The organism is Thermithiobacillus tepidarius DSM 3134, assembly GCF_000423825.1.
GTDB classification, from domain to species: Bacteria; Pseudomonadota; Gammaproteobacteria; order Acidithiobacillales; family Thermithiobacillaceae; genus Thermithiobacillus; species Thermithiobacillus tepidarius.
On the sequence record NZ_AUIS01000009.1, the window covers coordinates 45,166 to 64,247 of the forward strand.

General features: G+C 67.0%; 24 protein-coding genes. 5 read left to right on the plus strand and 19 right to left on the minus strand.

Annotated elements, in window-relative coordinates; translation table 11 throughout:
* Positions 1-131: 131 nt before the first annotated feature.
* From G579_RS0106455 to G579_RS16285, 5 genes are all read left to right on the plus strand, one after another.
* On the plus strand, positions 132-407 hold the full coding sequence (locus G579_RS0106455; RefSeq protein ID WP_028989522.1) for a hypothetical protein: 276 nt from the start codon (positions 132-134) through the stop codon (positions 405-407).
* Between the two features lie 126 nt (positions 408-533).
* A complete protein-coding gene (locus G579_RS18175) occupies positions 534-974 on the plus strand; it encodes a hypothetical protein (protein WP_051181015.1) in 441 nt (146 codons plus the stop codon).
* A 129-nt stretch (positions 975-1,103) separates the two neighbouring features.
* Positions 1,104-2,573 carry a protein adenylyltransferase SelO gene (locus tag G579_RS0106465; protein ID WP_028989523.1) on the plus strand — a complete coding sequence of 490 codons (1,470 nt, stop codon included), beginning with the start codon at positions 1,104-1,106 and terminating at the stop codon, positions 2,571-2,573.
* Between the two features lie 415 nt (positions 2,574-2,988).
* Positions 2,989-3,654, plus strand: a complete 666-nt coding sequence (locus G579_RS0106470; protein WP_051181017.1) for a c-type cytochrome — start codon at positions 2,989-2,991, stop codon at positions 3,652-3,654.
* Positions 3,655-3,697: 43 nt separating this feature from the next.
* The gene (locus tag G579_RS16285; RefSeq protein WP_051181018.1) at positions 3,698-4,618 is read left to right on the plus strand and encodes a c-type cytochrome; all 921 of its coding nucleotides are present in this window, start codon (positions 3,698-3,700) and stop codon (positions 4,616-4,618) included.
* Between the two features lie 110 nt (positions 4,619-4,728).
* Here the strand turns inward: G579_RS16285 and G579_RS0106480 are convergent, their stop codons facing one another.
* From G579_RS0106480 to fabF, 19 genes are all read right to left on the minus strand, one after another.
* Positions 4,729-5,046 carry a hypothetical protein gene (locus G579_RS0106480; RefSeq protein WP_038018590.1) on the minus strand — a complete coding sequence of 106 codons (318 nt, stop codon included), beginning with the start codon at positions 5,044-5,046 and terminating at the stop codon, positions 4,729-4,731.
* Between the two features lie 352 nt (positions 5,047-5,398).
* Positions 5,399-5,731: a carboxymuconolactone decarboxylase family protein gene (locus G579_RS0106485; RefSeq protein WP_028989526.1), complete on the minus strand. Its 333-nt coding sequence runs from the start codon at positions 5,729-5,731 to the stop codon at positions 5,399-5,401.
* Between the two features lie 97 nt (positions 5,732-5,828).
* The gene (locus G579_RS0106490) at positions 5,829-6,866 is read right to left on the minus strand and encodes an NADP(H)-dependent aldo-keto reductase (RefSeq protein WP_028989527.1); all 1,038 of its coding nucleotides are present in this window, start codon (positions 6,864-6,866) and stop codon (positions 5,829-5,831) included.
* 42 nt (positions 6,867-6,908) lie between these two features.
* Positions 6,909-7,247: a hypothetical protein gene (locus G579_RS0106495; RefSeq protein ID WP_028989528.1), complete on the minus strand. Its 339-nt coding sequence runs from the start codon at positions 7,245-7,247 to the stop codon at positions 6,909-6,911.
* 26 nt (positions 7,248-7,273) lie between these two features.
* A complete protein-coding gene (locus G579_RS0106500) occupies positions 7,274-7,690 on the minus strand; it encodes a universal stress protein (protein WP_028989529.1) in 417 nt (138 codons plus the stop codon).
* A gap of 136 nt (positions 7,691-7,826) precedes the next feature.
* Complete coding sequence (locus G579_RS0106505; RefSeq protein WP_028989530.1) at positions 7,827-8,435, minus strand: hypothetical protein; 609 nt, start codon at positions 8,433-8,435, stop codon at positions 7,827-7,829.
* A gap of 19 nt (positions 8,436-8,454) precedes the next feature.
* Positions 8,455-8,613, minus strand: coding sequence for a YqaE/Pmp3 family membrane protein (locus G579_RS18600; protein ID WP_038018593.1), 159 nt, complete (start codon positions 8,611-8,613; stop codon positions 8,455-8,457).
* 57 nt (positions 8,614-8,670) lie between these two features.
* Complete coding sequence (locus G579_RS0106515; protein WP_211218676.1) at positions 8,671-9,951, minus strand: dicarboxylate/amino acid:cation symporter; 1,281 nt, start codon at positions 9,949-9,951, stop codon at positions 8,671-8,673.
* A gap of 142 nt (positions 9,952-10,093) precedes the next feature.
* On the minus strand, positions 10,094-10,285 hold the full coding sequence (locus G579_RS0106520) for a hypothetical protein (RefSeq protein ID WP_028989532.1): 192 nt from the start codon (positions 10,283-10,285) through the stop codon (positions 10,094-10,096).
* A complete protein-coding gene (locus G579_RS0106525; RefSeq protein ID WP_028989533.1) occupies positions 10,282-10,611 on the minus strand; it encodes a PAS domain-containing protein in 330 nt (109 codons plus the stop codon). The genes G579_RS0106520 and G579_RS0106525 overlap by 4 nt, the downstream gene beginning before the upstream one ends.
* Before the next feature lie 225 nt (positions 10,612-10,836).
* The gene (locus G579_RS0106530) at positions 10,837-11,595 is read right to left on the minus strand and encodes an MBL fold metallo-hydrolase (RefSeq protein WP_028989534.1); all 759 of its coding nucleotides are present in this window, start codon (positions 11,593-11,595) and stop codon (positions 10,837-10,839) included.
* 15 nt (positions 11,596-11,610) lie between these two features.
* Positions 11,611-12,402, minus strand: coding sequence for a TatD family hydrolase (locus G579_RS0106535; protein ID WP_028989535.1), 792 nt, complete (start codon positions 12,400-12,402; stop codon positions 11,611-11,613).
* 53 nt (positions 12,403-12,455) lie between these two features.
* The gene (locus G579_RS0106540; protein ID WP_028989536.1) at positions 12,456-12,812 is read right to left on the minus strand and encodes a PilZ domain-containing protein; all 357 of its coding nucleotides are present in this window, start codon (positions 12,810-12,812) and stop codon (positions 12,456-12,458) included.
* A gap of 35 nt (positions 12,813-12,847) precedes the next feature.
* On the minus strand, positions 12,848-13,873 hold the full coding sequence (gene holB, locus G579_RS0106545) for a DNA polymerase III subunit delta' (RefSeq protein ID WP_051181020.1): 1,026 nt from the start codon (positions 13,871-13,873) through the stop codon (positions 12,848-12,850).
* On the minus strand, positions 13,870-14,505 hold the full coding sequence (gene tmk / locus G579_RS0106550) for a dTMP kinase (RefSeq protein WP_028989538.1): 636 nt from the start codon (positions 14,503-14,505) through the stop codon (positions 13,870-13,872). Before tmk ends, holB begins: the two co-directional genes overlap by 4 nt.
* The gene (gene mltG / locus G579_RS0106555) at positions 14,502-15,551 is read right to left on the minus strand and encodes an endolytic transglycosylase MltG (RefSeq protein WP_081662639.1); all 1,050 of its coding nucleotides are present in this window, start codon (positions 15,549-15,551) and stop codon (positions 14,502-14,504) included. Before mltG ends, tmk begins: the two co-directional genes overlap by 4 nt.
* Positions 15,544-16,383: an aminodeoxychorismate lyase gene (gene pabC / locus G579_RS0106560; protein WP_038018659.1), complete on the minus strand. Its 840-nt coding sequence runs from the start codon at positions 16,381-16,383 to the stop codon at positions 15,544-15,546. The genes mltG and pabC overlap by 8 nt, the downstream gene beginning before the upstream one ends.
* Entirely contained in the window at positions 16,367-17,722 is a 1,356-nt protein-coding gene (locus G579_RS0106565) for an aminodeoxychorismate synthase component I (RefSeq protein WP_155989758.1), read from the minus strand. Before G579_RS0106565 ends, pabC begins: the two co-directional genes overlap by 17 nt.
* A 31-nt stretch (positions 17,723-17,753) precedes the next feature.
* Positions 17,754-18,989 (minus strand): beta-ketoacyl-ACP synthase II, encoded by a 1,236-nt coding sequence (gene fabF / locus G579_RS0106570; protein WP_028989542.1) that lies wholly within the window; start codon positions 18,987-18,989, stop codon positions 17,754-17,756.
* Positions 18,990-19,082: the final 93 nt, after the last annotated feature.

Genomic DNA, 19,082 nt, shown 5'->3' on the forward strand with positions numbered 1-19,082 from the left:
GGCTTAGAGCCCTGAGCTGGCGAGCAGGAACTTAAATAAGATGTTCTTGTCCCATTACCCGTGCGCCTGCAGCGCGCACCGCCCCGGCTCCCGCCGGGACGCGTTACCAACAGCATCGAGAGAGGAAGCTTGTGAAAAAGAGAGCCCTGCTTATTGGCGCCCTGCTGACCCTGGGCACCGCCCTGCCCGCTCTGGCCGATCACAACAGCAAGTTCGGCGAGGGCACCGCCCTGGATCCGCTCGGCATCCACGAAGCCCGCTTCGACAGCCTGTCCAGCGGCACCGACGATCCCTTCATGGGCGGCCAATTGATCACCACCGATCCGGGTACCGTCGATCCCAGCCGCGCGGCGCCGGACACGGTGACGCCGCTCGGCATCCTGGATGCGCTCGGCCTCGGGCGCTAGCCCTCCTTCCTCCCGCCATCCTTGCGGCCGCCTCCGGGCGGCCGTTTCTTTGGCGGTGCCCAGCACCTGTCATCTGCCAGGCTGCCTGCTTCGTTGATACAGCATGGAGCCAAGCAGGAGCCCGCCATGAACATCCTTTTCTTGCGTCGCACCCTCATCCTTGCGCCCGTGTTCGGGCTCGGTTTTTTGCCCGCCTGCGCGGTCTCGCCCCCACCGCCGCCGGCCTATGGTCCGCCGCCGGCCGTAGCCTATGCCGGCCCACCCGTCATGGTGTGGGTGCCGGAAGCCAACGCTTACGTGGCCTACCGCTCGCCTTACCGGATCTTCTTCCGGAGCGGCAACTACTACCATTACAACCGCGGCCAGTGGTACGCCGGCCCCGGCTACAGCGGCCCCTGGAGCCATGTGGGTCCCGATCGGCTGCCGCCGAGCCTGCTCCGCTTCCGTGAAGAGCACTGGAACCGCTACCAGCTGGAAGCGGAGCGCGGTTACCGGCGCGGCGGCTGGGAGCCGGGTCATCGGCCCTTCCGTGCCCATCCCGGCCGCGGAGGCGGCCGGAGCCGCTGAACGCTTGCGGCAGAAAACCGGGTTTGACCGGGGAGGCAGACGGGCGGCGTCAGAAATCGTATAATTTTTGACTCAGCCTGCCTCTCATCCGCCCGGCGCACCCGCTCGCGCCCGCAACCTTGAGCACCCATGCGTCCACTCGAAGACCTGGATTTCGACAACAGTTTCGCCCGCCTGCCGGAGCCTTTTTACAGCCGGGTCATGCCCACGCCGGTGCCCGCGCCCGAGCTGCTGAGCTACAACGAAACCGCCGCTGCCCTGCTCGATCTCGATCCGCGCGAAGCGCAGCGGCCCGAGTTCGTGGAGTATTTCAGCGGCAACCGGCCGCTGCCCGGCAGCGAACCGCTGGCCGCGCTCTATGCCGGCCATCAGTTCGGCCATTACGTGCCGCAGCTCGGCGACGGGCGCGCCATCCTGTTGGGCGAAGTGCGCAACCGCGCCGGCGAGCGCTGGGAACTGCAATTGAAGGGCGCCGGGCGTACGCCCTATTCCCGCGGCGGCGACGGCCGCGCGGTGCTGCGTTCCACCATCCGCGAGTACCTGTGCAGCGAGGCCATGCACGGGCTTGGCATCCCGAGCACGCGCGCCCTGTGCATCGTCGGCAGCGAGCTGGAGGTCTATCGGGAAAGCGTGGAGCGCGGCGCCGTGCTGCTGCGCCTGGCGCCCTCGCACGTGCGCTTCGGCTCCTTCGAAGTCTTCTTCTACCGCGACCAGCACGCGGAGCTGAAGCTATTGGCCGACTACGTGATCGAGCGCCACTACCCTGAACTGGTCGACAGAGATGACAAATACGTCCGCTTCTTCCAGGAGGTGGTGCTGCGCACGGCGCGGCTGCTGGCCCAGTGGCAGGCGGTGGGCTTTGCCCACGGCGTCATGAACACGGACAACATGTCCATCCTCGGCCTCACCCTGGACTACGGCCCCTTCGGCTTCCTGGACCGCTACGATCCGGGCTTCATCTGCAACCACTCCGACCATGCCGGCCGCTATGCCTTCGACCGCCAGCCGCAGATCGGCCTGTGGAACCTCACCGCGCTGGCCCAGGCGCTCTCGCCGCTGGTGCCGGTGGAAGCGGCGCGGGAAGCCTTGGGCCGCTACGGGCCGGCTTATGCGACGCACTATGTGGAGCTCATGTGCGCCAAGCTCGGCTTGCGCGATCACACCCGCGAGGACATCCCGCTGGTGACCGACCTGCTGCAGCTCCTGCACGCCAGCCAAGTGGATTACACCGGCTTTTTCCGCGCCTTGGGCGGCTTCAGCACCGAAACGGCCGCGGCCAACGCGCCCCTGCGCGATCTCTTCATCGACCGCGTCGCCTTCGACGCCTGGGCGGCGCGCTACCGCACCCGCCTGCTGGCCGACGGCAGCCCGGATGGTGAGCGCAAGGCGCGCATGGCGCGCGTCAACCCCAAGTACGTGCTGCGCAATTACCTGGCCCAGATCGCCATCGACCGCGCAGTGGAGGCGCGCGATTACTCTGAGATCGATCGCCTGCTGGCATTGTTGCGCCGCCCCTACGACGAGCAGCCGGACATGCAGGCCTACGCCGCCCCGCCCCCGGACTGGGCACAGCACATCCAGGTAAGCTGCTCGTCCTGACAGGCAGGATGAGTGCCCGGACCGGCCCCGCTGTCCCCCGCTTGTAAGGTTTCCCTTACAAAAAAATCAGGATTTCCCGATACTCGACATCTCGAGCATCGGCGAAGATTGAGCGCTTGAGAAAGCAGCCATGCTGCACCGGCTCTGCCCAGGTTGCCGGTGAAAGCCGGCAGGCAGGGCGTGGCACCGGGCAAGGCAAAAAAAAACAAATCACCACAACGTCCGTCAGCCGGCAACCGCGGTTTTGCACATCGCAATATTGTAATATTGTTACATTCTGTGCATACTCCCCGCCCCAAGCTGCATTCTCGACGGCGCCTGTCTCCAGGCCGCCGTTTGCCAAACTTTTCTCAATACAATCAAAGCTAAACCGTGCAAACGGTAACAGTATCCTGACACTGTAAAGGAAGTGGGTATGCGCAAGATCAAAAGCACCGCATTGTTGATGGGTCTGCTGGCTGCGGGATCGGTGTATGCGGACAACGAGAACGGCCGCAACATCGTGATGCAGGGCAACGGCAAGGGCGCCACCGCCTGCATGTCCTGCCATCAGGCCGACGGCGCCGGCATGGCCGCCGCCGGATTCCCGCGTCTGTCCGGCTTGAGCGCCGAATACCTGGCGCAGCAGCTCAAGAGCTTCAAGGATGGCAGCCGCGACAACCCCATGATGAAGCCCATTGCCGCCGCCATGAGCGATGCGGAGATCAAGGACGTGGCGGAATACTATGCCGCCCAGAAAGCCCCCTTCCAAGCACCCGCCCCGGTCGCCGCCGACCTGCTGAAAGCGGGTGAGCGCCTGGCCAAGCACGGCAACTGGAGCAAGGATGTCCCCGCCTGCATCCAGTGCCACGGCGCCGACGGCACCGGTGTCGGTCAGTTCCCGGGCATCGCCGGCCAGCACGCCAGCTACATCAGCAACCAGATCCAGGCCTGGAAGGCCGGCACGCGCCGCAACGATCCCGTCGGCCTGATGAAATCCGTCTCCGGCAAGTTGAGCGCGAAGGAAATCGAGGCGGTTGCCGCCTACTTCGCCAGCTTGCCGGCAGTGGATGCAGGCCAGGACAAGACGGCGGCCAAATAAGCCCGCCGGCGTGCGTGTTTTTTACCAGTTTTAGGAGCTTTACATGAAGAACCAACATCTGTTCCGTGTACTGGCGGTCTTGGGGACGGCCGGTTTGCTGCTCGGCGCCCAGCCCGCTGCGGCCGAAACGAAGGCTACGGGCAAGCCCGCCCAGGTCAACGCCGCCCAGAGCAAGAAGGCGCAATCCGCTTCGGCCAAGGTGCAGTATTTCGTCTCGCCCTCCCTGGACGATCTGCCCAATGATGCTTACGGCGAGATGGTGCGCAAGGGGGAAGCGATTTTTTACAACACCGGCAAGCTGGCCAAGCCGTACGCCGGCAACAACCTGAACTGCGTCAACTGCCACCTGGACGGTGGGCGCAAGGCCAATTCCGCGCCCATGTGGGCCGCCTACGTGCACTACCCCGCCTACCGCGCCAAGAACAACAAAGTCAACACGCTCGCCGAGCGGCTGCAAGGCTGCTTCCGCTTCAGCATGAACGGCACGCCGCCGGCTGCTGACAGCGACGTGATGACCGCCCTGGTTACTTACATGGCTTACCTATCCAAGGGTGCGCCGGTCGGTGAAAAGATGGCCGGTGCAGGTTACATCAAGATGCAGAAGCCGGCGCAGGCGCCCAGCGCCGAACGCGGCGCCAAGGTCTATGCCGCCAACTGCGCCGTCTGCCACGGCGCCAACGGCGAAGGCACCAAGGGCAAGGACGGCCAGTGGGCCTTCCCGCCCTTGTGGGGTCCGGATTCCTTCAACTGGGGTGCCGGCATGCACCGCATCGACACCGCCGCCGCCTTCATCAAGGTCAATATGCCTCTGGGCAAGGGCGGCAGCCTGAGCGACCAGGAGGCCTGGGACGTGGCTTACTTCATGAACGGCCACGATCGGCCCAAGGACCCGCGCGTCAAGGGCGACATCGCCGAAGGCAAGAAGCAGTACCACGAGGAAAACTGCCGCTACGGCGAAAACTGAAATACTGCCATGCAGCAAAAACGCCGCCCTCCTGGGCGGCGTTCTTGCTTTCCGGGTGCGCTGGCGAAGCGTCCGCCAACCGCCCTTGCAAGCGGTGAGGACGCGCTGGCCTACTGCTGTCCTTCCGCGCGCTTTTCGTCGGGCGTCTTCACGTCCACATCCGGCACCTTGACCGTCTTCTCCTCCGTGCCGACCACGGGCACCTCCACGGTCTTCTTTTCGGTGCCCACCACCGGCGCCTGGATCTCCTTCTCCTTGGTCTTCACGTCCACGTCCGGCGTCTCGACATCGTATTTGGGCATCTGGCCCTCTTTCACATCCACGTCCACCTTGGGCGCTTCGCCTTCCTGGGTCTTCTTCACGTCGCAGGCGGCCAGCCCCATGGCAAACAACGGAGTCAACGCCAAAACCAGTAGCTTGGAACGCATATTACCTCCTGGGTATTTAGGATGTTATGGAAGGGGAACTGCAGACTGCCTCCGCTACTCCGGGCGATAGCTGCCAGGGCAACATGCACTGACTGCCCGCCCCATTTGCGACGTACCATGCTTACCATAACGCCATGCGCAACGGCGCCAAAGGGACGTAGGTCCTAGCTGCCAGACGGAAGACGGGCCGAGAACCGCCAAGCCTGGACTGGCGCCCGTATAGTGGATGGTTTGAACCACGATGCGCCCATGGCGGATCAGGAATGCACTGGCACTGGCACCGGCGCAGATGCTCCTCGAAAACTTCGCGCACGCTCCGCTGCATGGCGCTCTCCGCCGGGCTGCGCCCGCTTCAGGCGTCGGTGCTGCGCCCCTGGAAGACGTCCTCCGCCCAGCTCAGGGCGGCGGACACGTTGGGAAAGCCCACGGTGCTGGTCAGCAGGATGATGGCGTGGACGATCTCCTCGGCAGTGGCGCCGCTGGCCATGGCCCGGCGGACGTGGCTGTGCACGGCCCCTTCCGAACGGATCGCCACGGCCGCGGCCAACTGGATCAGGTGGGCGGTCTTCTCGTCGACCGGCCCCTCCTGCCGCACGGCGTCGCCGAGCGCCTCCAGGGCATTGATGAACCTGCCGTGCTTTTCCTTGGTCAGCAGATAATGTCCCGGCATCCTGTCCTGCATCATAAATCCTCCATCGGATAGGCCGATTCGTGAACAGACCGTTACAGGAGCTAAGATGCGCCGCGCCGCCGGAAGTTCGACACGGCGGCAGGCCGTTCCGTCAGGGCGCCGGATTGGGATAGCGGGCGTGGATGGCGTCGATGGCCGCCAGGGTTTCCGCATCCAGGGTGACGCGAACGCTGTCCAGATTGGCGGCGAGCTGGTCCAGGCAGGTGGCGCCGATGATGGTGCTGCTGACGAACCAGCGGCTGCGCACAAAGGACAGGGCCAGGGCGGCGGGAGCCAGGCCGAGCCGCTCCGCCAGCGCCGCGTAGGCCGCCACCGCTTCGTCCACGTTGGGCTTGCGGTAGCGGCCGCCGAACTCGGGAAAGCAGGTCAGGCGCGCGCTGGCGGGCGGCTCGCGCAGGTACTTGCCCGACAGCAGCCCGAAGGCCAACGGGCTGTAGGCCAGGAGACCCAGGCCCTCGTGACGGCAGGTCTCCGCCAGGCCGCTCTCGAAGCTGCGGTTGATCAGGTTGTAGGCGTTCTGGATCGAGATCACTCGCGGCAGGTCCATCTGCTCGGCTACCTTGACGAACGCGGACACGCCCCACGGGGTTTCATTGCTGAGGCCGACATAGCGGATTTTGCCGGCCCGGATGAGATCCGCCATAGTCTCGAGCTGCTCCTGGATCGGCGTGCAGGGCCGCTCCAGGGCCGCATCATAAGCACTCTGGCCGAACATGGGCACGTAGCGGTCCGGCCAGTGGATCTGGTAGAGGTCGATATAGTCGGTGCCCAAGCGCCGCAGGCTGCCGTGCACGGCCTCCTCGATGTTGCGCCGGTCCACCGCGCGCGGCCCGCCGCGGATCCAGTCGAAGCCGCGCGCCGGACCGGTCACCTTGCTGGCGATGATCAAGCGGTCGCGCGGTTGGCCCTTGAGCCAGTCGCCCACGTACTCCTCCGTCCGCCCCTGGGTCTCCGGGCGCCCCGGCACCGGGTACATTTCCGCGGCATCGATGAAGTTGACCCCCTGGGCCACGGCATGATCGAGCTGCCGGCGGGCCTCGTCGAGGCTGTTCTGCTCGCCGAAGGTCATGGTGCCCAGGCCGATTTCCGAAACGGCCAGGTCGCTGCTCCCAAGCTTGCGATATTGCATACTGTTTTCTCGGTCCAGATTTCTTGGGGAAAGAGTTTTCGTCTAACGATGCGCGAATTCGAAGCGGGCGGCGTCCAGCGCCAGATCGGCGGCCTGGCGCGAGGAGCCGGCGACGAAATCCTGCACGTAGTGGCGCGAGTAGCCCGGCTTGCGCGTCATCAGCGCTTGCAGGCGCTCCTCATAGTAGCGGCAATTGTCGTCCGCGGTCATCGCCAGCTGCACGATGTTTTGCGCGCGCGGCGCGAAGCGCCGGGTCTCCGCGACGACGCAGGCGTGCCAGGCCCTGACCACGCTTTGGGGATCCTCGGACGCTTGCGGCGGCGTCCTCGCGCAAGCGCCGCAGAACAGGCACAGCAGCGGCAGCGTGATCCATGCGCGCATGGCGGCCCTTCCCTTTTGCTCCCTCGTCATGGCACGGCGCGCACCGCCAGCACGTCGCAGGGGGCGCTGTGCAGCACCGCATTGGCCGTGGAGCCCAGCAGCAGGGCGTGGCCGCGCTGGCCGTGGGAGCCCAGCACGATGAGATCCATCTGCTGCTCCTGAGCCACGCGCAGGATCTCCGTGCGGGGGGACCCCCACTCCACCAGCATGCGGGCCTCCTGCAGGCCGAGGCGCTCGGCGAAGCGGGTCAGCGCTTCCTGGGCACGATTGGTCAGAAAAGCGCTGCTCTCCGCGCCCCGCAGCTGCGCCGTCAACTCCTCGATGACGTGGATCAGGCTCAGATGCGCGCCGTAGCGCCGGGTCAGGTCGAGTGCACGCTGGGCGGCGGCCTCGCTGTGGGGGGAGAAATCCGTGGCCAGCAAGACGTGGCGATAGTCCCGCATGGATGGCTCCTGTGCAGTAGTCTTCTTGCAAATGGGTCGAGGGATACTTGCAGTATAGGCGCGCGCACGGCGCCATGTTATCCCCAGAAGGGCCCGCCCGGGCGCCGCGCCATGCCGGACGCGCGGGAAACGGCCGCTAGCCCGGCATCAGGCGCAGCAGCGCTGCGTACAGGTCGCGAAAGTACGCGGCCTGCCGGGCGGCGGGCAGCGTCGAGATCCGGTTCGCCGCCGCGTAGTAGATGCCGGGCAGTTCCGCCGCCGCCAGGCTTTCGCCGACCTGGCGCGGCGTGACCGGCGACCGCTCCCAGCTCCGCGCCCCCAGCACCCGGTCGAAGACGCCGCGCGTCAGCGCCGTGCTGTAGAGGGCCGCAGCTGTGGTCTCCACGCCGGCATAGGCGTTCATGGCGTCGAGCTGGGCGTAGGCGGCGCACCAGAAGCGGATGCGCTGGAAAGTTCGCTGCGCATTCGGTTCCTGCATCTGCCCGGCCACGCGCGCCAGCAGCGCCTCCTGGCCCGCCGGCCCGAGCCGGCGAGCGATCTCGGGCGGCAACAGCGTGCCCCAGTCGCCCGGCCCGGCCACGGCGTGAAAGGCCGGCTGGGTGTCCGGCAGGGCGTAGAGGGCACCGTACAAGGCCGCCCCGCACTGCGCCGCCAAGCTGTCCAGCAGCTCCCGCCCGGGATCATGATGGGCGCGGGCGCCGACGGCGAAGAACAGAAGCCAGCACAGCGCCCAAACGCGAACCATCCCGCCGGCCACGCGAGTCCTAGCGCCGGGCGATGATCCAGATGGCATGCACCAGACCCGGGATGTAGCCGAGCAGGGTCAGCAGGACGTTCAGCCAGAACTGGCCGCCCAGGCCGACCTGCAGAAAGACGCCCAGCGGCGGGATGAGCACTGAAAGCAGAATGCGGAGCAGATCCATTTGCTGTTCTCCTTCTGAGGAATCCATCCAGCTTGCCTGTCGATGAAAGCTCTCTTGCTAGGAGGGCCGCGTGGCGGTCAAAATTCCCGTCTCCCCCTCCGAACGGCCGATGATCACCGCGCCGCAGCTGTCGCTGAAGACGTTGACGGCGGTGCGGCACATGTCCAGGATGCGGTCCACCGCCAGGATGAGGCCGATGCCTTCGGCCGGCAGCCCCACCGCGCCCAGGATGATGACGATGGCGACCAAGCTCGCCGCCGGGATGCCGGCCACGCCGATGGAGGTGAGCAGGGCCAGCAGCACCACGGTGAACTGCATGCCCAGGCTGAGCTCGACACCATAAGCCTGGGCGATGAAAAGCACCGCCACGCACTCATAGAGCGCGGTGCCGTCCATGTTCACCGTGGCGCCCAGCGGCAGGACGAAGCTGCTCACCCGGTTGGACACGCCGGCGTTCTTCTCCAGGCACTCCATGGTGAGCGGCAGGGTCGCCGAGGACGACGCCGTGGAAAAGGCGGTCAACAGGGCCGGCGCCATGGCCTGGTAGTGGCGCAACGGATCGACCCGGCCCAGCAGGCGCAGCAGCAAAGGCAGCACCAGAAAAAAGTGGACGGCGAGCCCCAGCAGCACGGTCAGCAGAAAGAGCAGCAAAGGCTGCAGCGCGGCCAGCCCGGTGCCGGCGGCGACCTTGGCCACCAGGGCGAAGACGCCGACGGGCGCGAAGCGCATCACCCAGTCGGTCATCCGCATCATGACCTCGAACACGCCCTGCCAGAATGCCAGCAGGACTTCACCGCCGCGGCCCTGCACCTGAGTGAGAAAGTAGCCGAAGAGCAGACTGAAAAAGATCAGCCCGAGCATCTCGCCCCGGGCCGCGGCCTCCACCACGTTGGTGGGCACCATGCGCAGGAAGATCCCCAGCAGATCCGCGCTTCCCCGCCCCTGCACCGCCTCGGCGACCGAAGCCGTTTCGGCGTCCAGACCGATCAGCTGCCGCGCCGGCTGGCCATCGACGATGCCCGGTGCAATCAGGTTGGCCATACCCAGCCCCACCAGCACCGCCAGCAGCGTGGTGCTCAGATAGTAGAGCAGGGTCTTGCCGCCCAGCCGGCCGAGGGAGGCACCGGAGCCGATGGAGGCGACGCCGGTGATCAGCGAGGCGACGATGAGCGGCACCACCAGCATCTTCAGCGCGTTCAGGAACAGCGTGCCGACGAAGTCGTAGATGGCGTAGGCGCTCACGCCCATCAGCGTGGCATCCGGGCCCGTCCAGGAACCCACGGCCACGGCGAGGGCCAGGGCGATGAGAATCTGCCAGTGCAGCTTTATTTTTGTCATGGCGCGTGAAATCCGGGCGATCGGCGGCTTGCATCTCGGCGTGTCGGGCTCTGTATAAACCGCCTGGCCCGTCAAGTGCAAGTCGGGATGGCACGGCAGCCGGCGTCGCGGCCGCATGGATCCCGACTGGCCAGCGCGCGAGTCAGCCCTTGAAACGCCGCACCACGGCGTTCAGCTCCATCGCCATGCGCAGCAGTCCGTCGCTGGCCGCCGCCATGCACTGCCCCCGACTGAAGTTGCTTTCCGCCACCACATTGATGTTGCTGATGTTGCGGCTGACCTCTGCGGCGACTGCGGATTGTTCCTCCACGGCGGCGGCGATGTGGCCGTTCATGTCGTTGATCCGGGCCACACCCTGCACAGCGAGGCACTGGCCTTGGCCGCGTGCGTGACGCTCTCCTGTGCCTGAGCGCGTACCCCCAGCCAGAATTGTCCCCGCTTCAGGGTATCCCACAGATCGGCGAACGCCTCGGGCGGCATGTCCGGATGGCGGACCAGATTGTGGCTCTTGTGCAGCAGCTCATCGGCGCTGAAGCCGCTGACGTCGATGAAGTCCTGGTTGGCGTAGGTGATGCAGCCCTTGAGGTCGGTGGTGGAGATCAGCTGGACGTGTTCGGGATAGCTCTGCTCGTGCCGGGTCACCGACAGGTTGACCTTCATTGACATCCCCCCTTTGCATTCTGCTTTAGCGTTGTTATGGAACCTTGAAGGCGCTCGGTTTTTCACTATGCGGAAAAGACAAGGCCACAATACGGTCAGCAGAATGCTTTCCCTATCCCACCAAGGTCCGATGGCGGAGGGGCGGGCAGGATTGCGGGGTCAGCAGGAGGGAGACAGAAGCAGGTCGGCAGCCGCGCGACAGCGTTGCCAAATGCCGGCTGTAAGCTACAGCTGCACGCGCAGGCCGTCGTAAGCCAGCTGCACGCCGGACGGCAGCCGGGAGTTCAGGTCGTCGTAGTCGATTTCGTGGGTCATGTGGGTGAAGTAGGTCCGCTCGGCACCGATGCGCTCGGCCAGCGCGAGCGCTTCTTCCACGTTCAGATGGGTCGGGTGCTCCCGGTAGCGCAGGCAGTCCAGGATCAGCACCTCCAGGCCGCGCAGCAGGTCCAGGGAGCTGTCGGGCAGGGTCTTGAGATCGGTCAGATAGGCCACATCGTTGAGGCGATAGGCGAAAATGGGCAGCTTGCCGTGCATGACCGGGACCGGGATGACCCGCAGTGCGTCCCAGGCAAGGGGCCCGTCGAGGACGTGGCCGGACAGGGAGGGCTTGCTCCAGCTTGGATCCGGCGGGGTGAAGCAGTAGGAGAAGCGTTCCTGCACGTTGGCCATGGTGTAGCGATCGCCGTAGCACGGGATGACCTGCCGCTGCAGGTAGTTGAAGCTGCGCAGGTCGTCGATGCCGTTGACGTGATCGGCGTGCATGTGGGTCAGCAGGACCGCATCCAGGTGCCGGATGTCCTCGCGCAGCATCTGGCTGCGCATGTCCGGGCCGGGATCGATCAGGATGTGCCGGCCGCCCGCGCGCACCAGGATGCTGGCGCGGCTGCGGCGGTTGCGCGGGTCCGTGCTGGTGCACACCGGGCAGTCGCAGCCGATGGCCGGCGTGCCCATGCTCGATCCGGTGCCCAAAAAGATGATGTCCACGATGTCCTCTTCCCGTCAGTCTGCCTGCTGGGTCGGGATTTTAAACAGTTCCAGGAAATTTTGCGTGGTCCGTTCCGCCACCTCTTCCACGGCAATGCCGCGCAGTTCGGCGATCTTGCGGGCCACTTCCAGCACGTAGGCGGGCTGATTGACCTTGCCCCGGTAGGGCACCGGCGCCAGGAACGGTGAATCGGTCTCGATCAGCATGCGCTCCAAGGGCACCCGCCGCGCCACCTCCTGCAGCTCCAAAGCATTCTTGAAAGTGACGATGCCCGAGAAGGAGATGTAAAAATCCATGTCCAGGGCCGCCTCGGCCACCGCCCAGCTCTCCGCGAAGCAGTGCATGACGCCGCCCGCCTGCCCGGCCTCCTCCTCGGCCATGACGGCCAGGGTGTCCGCCGCCGCGGCGCGGGTGTGGATGATGAGCGGCTTGCCGATCCGCCGTGCCGCGCGGATATGGGTGCGGAAACGCTGCTGCTGCCCCGCCGCCGCCTCGACCGGCGTGCGGTAGTAATCCAGCCCCGTTTCGCCGATGGCCACCACCTTGGGTCGTTGCGCCATGGCCACCAGCCGCTCCACGTCGGGTTCGGTGGCCGGATCGTGGGCCTCGTTCGGGTGCACGCCCACGGAGGCGTAGATGTGCAGATCATCGGCGGCCACCCGCAGCACCCGCTCCCAGTGCGCAACGTCCACGCTGACGTCCAGCAGGTAGCGCACGCCGACGGCGCGGGCCGCGGCGATGACGCCCGCGCGGCCCTCGGCATAGTCGTCGAAATCGATGTGACAGTGTGAATCAGCGAGAATCATGGACATTGGATGCGTGAGACGGGGCCCGGCCGCTGGCCGGGCCGTGGGCAATCTTAAAAGGTGCAGGTGAGGCGATCGGCGGTGGGCGCCGTCAGGAGCAGGTTCTGGATGCGGACCGTCAGGCTGCTCTGATCGCCGGTGAACTGGATGCCGACACCCGCCGGCCGACCGTCGCGGCTGCCCTCGGGCGTGATCCACACCACCTTGCCGGCCACCGGCACGCGCGGCCCGTCATCCGGCAGGGTGAGCAGAATGAAGAGCTCGTCACCCAGCGCATAGGGGCGGCTGGTCTCGATGAAGATGCCGCCGCCCTTGATCTGCGGCATGAAATGCTCGTACAGGCTCAAGGCATCCTTGAACTGGACGGAAATGACGGCGGATTTGGCCGCCGCGGGGTTTTTCGGATCCATGCGTTAACCCTCTTCGTTGTGCCGCAAGACGCCGCTCAGCCCGGCCGCGCCCACAGTCGCCGGTCCTGCCAGCGCAGGAGCAGATCCTCCAGCACCAGCGTCAGATTCAGGTTCTGCGCTTCGGCCAGGTAGGCCTGGCGCCACGCACCTTCCAGCTCCAGCAGGGCAGGCACCTGCACGCGCCTCGCCAGCGCCTCCAGCGCCGCCCGGCAATCGCTGTTAATAATAGGCGCATCCCGCAGCAGCCGCAAACGCAGCAGATCGGCGAAGACCGTATGCAGCACCGGCAGCAGCTCCGCCGCCTCCCCCTGCTTGGCCCACTCGGCCGCCGTCTTCAGGCTCGCGGCCGCCTCTTCGCCCGGGAGCGCCAGAAAACGCTGCAGCCAGGCACGGCGCTGCTCCAGGGTGCCCTGCCGCCACCAGGTCAGCGCCTTTTGCGGGCGGCCGAAGCAGAAGCGCGCCAGCGCCGCCGCGTCGGCGGGCGGGACGCCGGCCGCCTCCTGCAGCCAGCGCTCCAGCGCGGCAGTCTCCGCCGGCACGAAGGCGAGCTGCTGGCAGCGGCTGCGGATGGTGGGCAGCAGCCGGTTGGGCTCGTGGCTGAGCAGGAGGATCTGGGCATGCATGCCCGGCTCCTCCAGGGTCTTCAGGAAGGCATTGGCGGCGTGGTGATGCATGGCTTCGGCCGGCTCCACGAGCAGCACGCGCCGGCTGGCGATCTGCGGCGTCAGCTGCAGGAAGGCGCTGGCCTCGCGCACCGCCTGCACCGGGATCTGCTTGCCTTCGCCCTCGGGCACGAGATGGAGGAAATCGGGGTGGCTGTCGACAGCCAGCAGATGGCAGGAGCGGCACTGTCCGCAGGCGTCCAGCGTGTCTGCCGATGTCTGTTCGCAGAGCAGATGAGCGACGAGTGCGCGGGCAAAGACCCCTTTGCCCAGTCCCTGGCCGCCGCCGAGCAGGAGCGCCTGGGCCAGGCGCGATTGGGACAGCGCCTGCTCCACGTGCGCCACGGCCCGAGCCAGGCCCGGATGGCGGCGCAGGTCCTGCTTCGGGCTGCCGCTCACAGCCGCAGGCGCTCCTGGACGGCGGCGAGCAGCTGCCGGCTCACCTGCTCCCGGTCCGCGTCGGCATCGATGCGCACGATGCGCGCCGGCGAAGCCGCCGCCCGCGCGGCGAATACGGCGCGGGCCCGCGTGAAGAACGCCACGGTCTCCTGCTCCAGGCGGTCCTGTGTCGAGCGCCTGCATGCCCGTGCCAGACCCAGCTCGGGCTCCACGTCCAGCCACAGAGTCAGGTCCGGCTGCAGACCCTGCAGCAGCCAGTTCGACAGCACCTCGATGCGCGCCGCGGGCACCCCGCGGCCGCCGCCCTGGTAAGCATAGGTGGAGTCCTCGAAGCGATCGCAGAGCACCACCGCGCCGCGGGCGAGACTGGGCAGGATCAGCTCATGCAGGTGCTGGGCGCGGGCGGCGTAGATGAGCAGCAGCTCGCTGTCGGCCCCGGTGTCCGGCAGGGCCGGATCCAGGAAGATGGCACGCACCCGTTCGCCCAGGGCGGTACCGCCGGGCTCGCGGGTCACCACCACCTCCCGACCGCGCGCGCGCAGGTAATCGGCCAGATAGGTCTGCTGCGTGCTCTTGCCCGCGCCCTCTATGCCTTCGAGAGTGATGAAGCAACCCCGCCCGCCGCGGCTCATGGCTTGCGCCCAAGCAGATAGCGCTGCACCGCCGCCTCGTGTTCGGCGTAGGTGCTGGTAAAGACGTGGCCGCCCTGCCCGTTGGCCACGAAAAACAAGGCGTCGCTGTCCGCCGGATGCAGGGCGGCGTGAATGGAAGCCCGGCTGGGCAGGGCGATGGGCGTCGGCGGCAGTCCGGTGATGGTATAGGTGTTGTACGGCGTGGGCTGACGCAGATCCTGGGTGCGGATGTTGCCCTTGTATGCCTCGCCCATGCCGTAGATCACCGTGGGATCGGTCTGCAGGCGCATGCCCAGGCGCAGCCGGTTGATGAAGACCGCGGCCACCAGCGGCCTCTCATCCGCGCGTCCGGTTTCCTTCTCGATGATGGAGGCGAGGATCAGCGCCTCATAAGGGGAAGCCAGGGGCAGATCGGGCGCCCGCCCGCTCCACTCCTCGTCCAGCACCTGTCGCATCTTGGCATAGGCCCGTCCCAGCAGGGCCAGGGCATTGGTTCCGCGCTCGAAGCGGTAGGTATCCGGATACAGCCAGCCCTCGGCGAATTCATTGGACGCCTGCATGCGCGCCAACAGGTCCTGGGCCTGGTTCGGCGGCGGCAGGCCGCTCAGGTCCAGCATGTGGCCATAGCCTTGCAGCGCCTGGATCACGTCGCGCACCCGCCAACCGGGCAGGATGGTGAACTGGCGGGGCAGCACCTCGCCGCGCACCAGCTTTTGCAGCACCTCGGCGGGCGTCAGCTGGCGGACGAAGAGATAATCGCCGGTCTTGATCTGGCGGGTCTTGCCGCTCAGACGCAAATGCAGGTAGAAAAGGCGCCAGTCCTTGATCACCCCGGCCCGGGCCAGTTCCCTCGCCACCCGCTGGGCCGGCATGCCGCTCGGGATGGTGACCACCACGCCGTCGGCGGGCATGGCCACCGGCGTGCGCAGGAAATCGCGGTACTGCATCCCCAAGGTGATCAGTCCGGCCACGACGACGAGCAGCGCAGCCAGCAGCATGAGCCGCACGCTGTTCAGGAAATGGCGAAAGGCGGACTTTCTAGGCAAGTGACAGCGTCTCCAACCAAGCAAGCAGATGGCGGCTCACCGGGCCCGGCGCATCGGGCCAAGCCTTGTCTCCCACGGCCCGCACCGGCCAGATGCCGATCAGGCTGTTGGATACGAAACACTCCGAGGCTTCGTCGAGGACGGCGGCGGTGGCATCCACCTCCACGACTCGCTGGCCGCGCTGCCGCAGCCAGGCAATGATCTCGCCCCGCATAATGCCGGGAATCCCGGCGAAATCCAAGCGCGGTGTTTCCACCTGCCCGGCCCGCACCCAAAAGAGATTGGTGAAGGTGCCCTCGCGCAGATGGCCGCCGGTGTCCGTCATCAGGCCTTCATCGGCCCCGCTGCCCGTCAGCTCCTGGCGCGCAAGCACCTGGTTGAGGCGGTTCAGGGTCTTCAGCGTGGCGAAGGCCGCCCCGCCCAGGAGCGGCGTGCGGCAGTGGCGCGCGACGATGCCGCGGCGCCAATGACTCTCCAGATAGCCGGGCCAGGGACTGGTGTAAACGACCCGGGTCGCCGTTTCCTGGCCGCTCGGTCCATAGCCGCGGCTGCCCACGCCGCGGCTCAGCATCAGCTTGAGCACCTGGCGCGGCACGGCGGGATCGATGGCCGCCTCCGCCTCTTGCCGCCACAGGGCCTCCGCCGCCATGGGCAAGCCGAGCAGCCGGGCGGAGCGTTGCAGGCGCGCGAAATGGGCCTCCCAGAACAAGGGGCGGCCGGCGACCACGGCAAGGGTCTCGAAGAGCCCGTCCCCGTACTGGAAGCCGCGGTCGAAGAGGGAGACCCGTGCCGCGGCCTCCTCCAGCCGCACGCCGTCAAGCAGAACGGTCATGCCCAGCACCCAGTGCGCGCAGCAGACCCGCTGCCTTGGCACGCGTCTCCTCCAGCTCGCGCGCCGGCACCGAATCCGCCACGATGCCGGCCCCGGCGCGCAAGCGCAGGGTGTCCTGATGATACTGCATGCTGCGAATCAGGATGTTGAAATCCATTTTGCCGTCGACGCTGACGTAGCCCATGCTGCCGGTATAAGGACCGCGTCCCACCCGCTCCAACTCGCCGATGATCTCCATGCAGCGCACCTTGGGGCAGCCGGTGATGGTGCCGCCGGGAAAGAGGGCCGCCAGCATCTGTCCGGGCGTCGCCTCGGCGCGCGGCGCGCCGCACACGTTGGAAACGATGTGATGGACGTGACGGTAGCTTTCGATGACCATGAGCTCATCCACGGCGATGCTGCCCGGGCGGCATACCCGGCCCAGGTCGTTGCGGATCAGATCGATGAGCATGATGTGCTCGGCCCGTTCCTTGGGATGCGCCAGCAGCTCCCGCGTCGTGGCCGCATCCTGATGCGGATGCCGCGGGCGGGTGCCGGCGATGGGCCGACTCTGCAGCAGCCCGCCGTCGCGCTGCAGCAGCCGCTCGGGTGAGGAACTGAGCACGTAACTGTCCCGCCACTGAAAGAAGCCGGCAAAAGGCGCCGGATTGTGCAGGCGCAGCTGCTGGTACAATGCCAGCGGCGCGCGCTCGCCCGCCACCCGCGCCTGCCAGGCGCGCGACAGGTTCACCTGAAAGACGTCGCCGGCGCGGATGTACTCCTGGATGCGCTGCACACCGTCCAAAAACCAGGCCTCCGGGTCCTCCTGGAGTTCGAGCAGGCGGACGGGCGCGTAGCCAGGCATCCGCTCCAGCGCCGCTAGGTCCGCGGCCATCTGCTCGAGCAGCGCGGCGGCGTCCGGGCCGCTGGCCACCAAATGGCCCTGCCCGGCCACGTGATCGAGCACGATGGCGCCGCGCACCGGCAGGGCGAAGGCGACCGGCAGTGCGCCGTCCGCCGGCGGAATGCGGATGTCTTCGATCTGCTGCAGGAATTCGTAGCCGAGATAGACGAAGTGACCGCCGCAGAAAGGCAGCGGACAGGGCTCGGCTGGCGCCGGGGCGAGCAGTTGGCGGTCCAGCTCGTCCAGGAAGCGGGCCGTGTCCGGCAGCAGCGCATCGCCGCGCCAGCTGCGCCCCTGCCGATCCAGCCAGAGGGCCGCTTCCGGGAAAGCGAAGAGAATGCTGTAGCGGCCGGTGCGCGCGTTGTGGGCGACGCTTTCCAGACAGGCGGGATAGCGCTGCGGATGGCGGCCATGCAGGGACGCCAGGTCGATGCGCGTGTGGGAGAGCGGCCGCATCAGCCACTCCCCCCTGCCCCGGTGCATGGAGCTAGTCTTTGCGGAAGACCAGCGTGCCGTTGGTGCCGCCGAAGCCGAAGGAGTTGCTGAGGGCGACGCGCAGGGAGCGCTGGCGGGCGACGTTGGGCACGTAGTCCAGATCACAGCCCTCGTCCGGGCTGTCCAGGTTGATGGTGGGCGGAATGACCCCATGATGCAGCGACAGGACCGTGAACACGGCCTCCACGCCGCCGGCCGCGCCCAGCAGGTGGCCAATCATGGACTTGGTGGAGCTGACCGCCAGCTTGTAGGCATGCTCCCCGAACACGGCCTTCATCGCCTCGGTCTCCTGGACGTCGCCCAAGGGCGTGGAGGTGCCGTGGGCGTTGATGTAATCGACCTCTTCCGGCCGGATGCCGGCATTGCGCAGGGCGGCGCGCATGCAACGGGCGGCGCCCTCGCCGCTCGGCGCGGGCTGGGTCATGTGGTAAGCATCGCCACTCATGCCGAAGCCGGCCAGCTCCGCATAAATGCGCGCGCCGCGCGCCAGCGCGAACTCCCGTTCCTCGAGCACCACGATGCCGGCCCCCTCGCCGAGCACGAAACCATCGCGGTCCTTGTCCCATGGACGGCTGGCGCGGGCCGGCTCGTCATTGCGGGTGGACAGGGCCCGGGCCGCGGAAAAGCCGCCCAGACCCAGGGCGCTGATGGCAGCTTCGGCACCGCCGGCGATCATCACGTCGGCGTCGCCGTATTCGATGAGCCGCGCCGCATCGCCGATGGAATGGGCACCGGTGCTGCACGCCGTCGCCATGGCCAGATTGGGGCCCTTGGCGCCGTACATGATCGACACATGGCCGCTGACCATGTTGACGATGCAGCTCGGAATGAAGAAGGGGGAAATCTTGCGGGGGCCGCCGCGCAGGTAATCCTCGTAGCCGCCCTCGATGCCTGGCAGGCCGCCGATGCCCGAACCGATGGACACCCCGACCCGCTCGGCGATCTCGGGCGTGACCTTCAGCCCGGCGTCCTCGATGGCCTCCACGGCGGCCGCCAGCCCGTAATGGATGAAAAGATCCATTTTGCGGGCGTCCTTGGCGCTGATGTACCGGGTGATATCGAAATCCTTCACCTCGCCGGCGATCTGGGAGGCGTAGGCACTGGGATCAAAACGGGTGACGCGGCCAATGCCGCTGACGCCCTCGACCAGATTGCTCCAGGTCTGCGGGACCCCCACGCCCACCGGCGTAACCAGTCCCAGACCCGTGACAACGACGCGCCGCTTCAAAGGATGCTCCTGTATGAAGTGTTAGCCATCTTGCTGAAATGGGGAACGCATGCAACAAGCGTAGCGCGCACGGACCCTGCGGCCGATACGCGC

What these genes read in the sequence shown, in the direction of transcription:
- G579_RS0106495 (WP_028989528.1), bottom strand. Translation starts at nt 7,247, where the DNA reads ATGCGCGCATGGATCACGCTGCCGCTGCTGTGCCTGTTCTGCGGCGCT.
- G579_RS0106540 (WP_028989536.1), bottom strand. Translation starts at nt 12,812, where the DNA reads ATGGATCCGAAAAACCCCGCGGCGGCCAAATCCGCCGTCATTTCCGTC.
- G579_RS0106500 (WP_028989529.1), bottom strand. Translation starts at nt 7,690, where the DNA reads ATGCGGGACTATCGCCACGTCTTGCTGGCCACGGATTTCTCCCCCCAC.
- G579_RS0106470 (WP_051181017.1), top strand. Translation starts at nt 2,989, where the DNA reads ATGCGCAAGATCAAAAGCACCGCATTGTTGATGGGTCTGCTGGCTGCG.
- tmk (WP_028989538.1), bottom strand. Translation starts at nt 14,505, where the DNA reads ATGAGCCGCGGCGGGCGGGGTTGCTTCATCACTCTCGAAGGCATAGAG.
- G579_RS0106490 (WP_028989527.1), bottom strand. Translation starts at nt 6,866, where the DNA reads ATGCAATATCGCAAGCTTGGGAGCAGCGACCTGGCCGTTTCGGAAATC.
- G579_RS0106520 (WP_028989532.1), bottom strand. Translation starts at nt 10,285, where the DNA reads ATGAACGGCCACATCGCCGCCGCCGTGGAGGAACAATCCGCAGTCGCC.
- G579_RS0106535 (WP_028989535.1), bottom strand. Translation starts at nt 12,402, where the DNA reads ATGATTCTCGCTGATTCACACTGTCACATCGATTTCGACGACTATGCC.
- G579_RS0106505 (WP_028989530.1), bottom strand. Translation starts at nt 8,435, where the DNA reads ATGGTTCGCGTTTGGGCGCTGTGCTGGCTTCTGTTCTTCGCCGTCGGC.
- G579_RS0106525 (WP_028989533.1), bottom strand. Translation starts at nt 10,611, where the DNA reads ATGAAGGTCAACCTGTCGGTGACCCGGCACGAGCAGAGCTATCCCGAA.
- G579_RS16285 (WP_051181018.1), top strand. Translation starts at nt 3,698, where the DNA reads ATGAAGAACCAACATCTGTTCCGTGTACTGGCGGTCTTGGGGACGGCC.
- G579_RS0106465 (WP_028989523.1), top strand. Translation starts at nt 1,104, where the DNA reads ATGCGTCCACTCGAAGACCTGGATTTCGACAACAGTTTCGCCCGCCTG.
- G579_RS18175 (WP_051181015.1), top strand. Translation starts at nt 534, where the DNA reads ATGAACATCCTTTTCTTGCGTCGCACCCTCATCCTTGCGCCCGTGTTC.
- pabC (WP_038018659.1), bottom strand. Translation starts at nt 16,383, where the DNA reads ATGACCGTTCTGCTTGACGGCGTGCGGCTGGAGGAGGCCGCGGCACGG.
- G579_RS18600 (WP_038018593.1), bottom strand. Translation starts at nt 8,613, where the DNA reads ATGGATCTGCTCCGCATTCTGCTTTCAGTGCTCATCCCGCCGCTGGGC.
- G579_RS0106480 (WP_038018590.1), bottom strand. Translation starts at nt 5,046, where the DNA reads ATGCGTTCCAAGCTACTGGTTTTGGCGTTGACTCCGTTGTTTGCCATG.
- G579_RS0106485 (WP_028989526.1), bottom strand. Translation starts at nt 5,731, where the DNA reads ATGATGCAGGACAGGATGCCGGGACATTATCTGCTGACCAAGGAAAAG.
- G579_RS0106515 (WP_211218676.1), bottom strand. Translation starts at nt 9,951, where the DNA reads ATGACAAAAATAAAGCTGCACTGGCAGATTCTCATCGCCCTGGCCCTC.
- G579_RS0106565 (WP_155989758.1), bottom strand. Translation starts at nt 17,722, where the DNA reads ATGCGGCCGCTCTCCCACACGCGCATCGACCTGGCGTCCCTGCATGGC.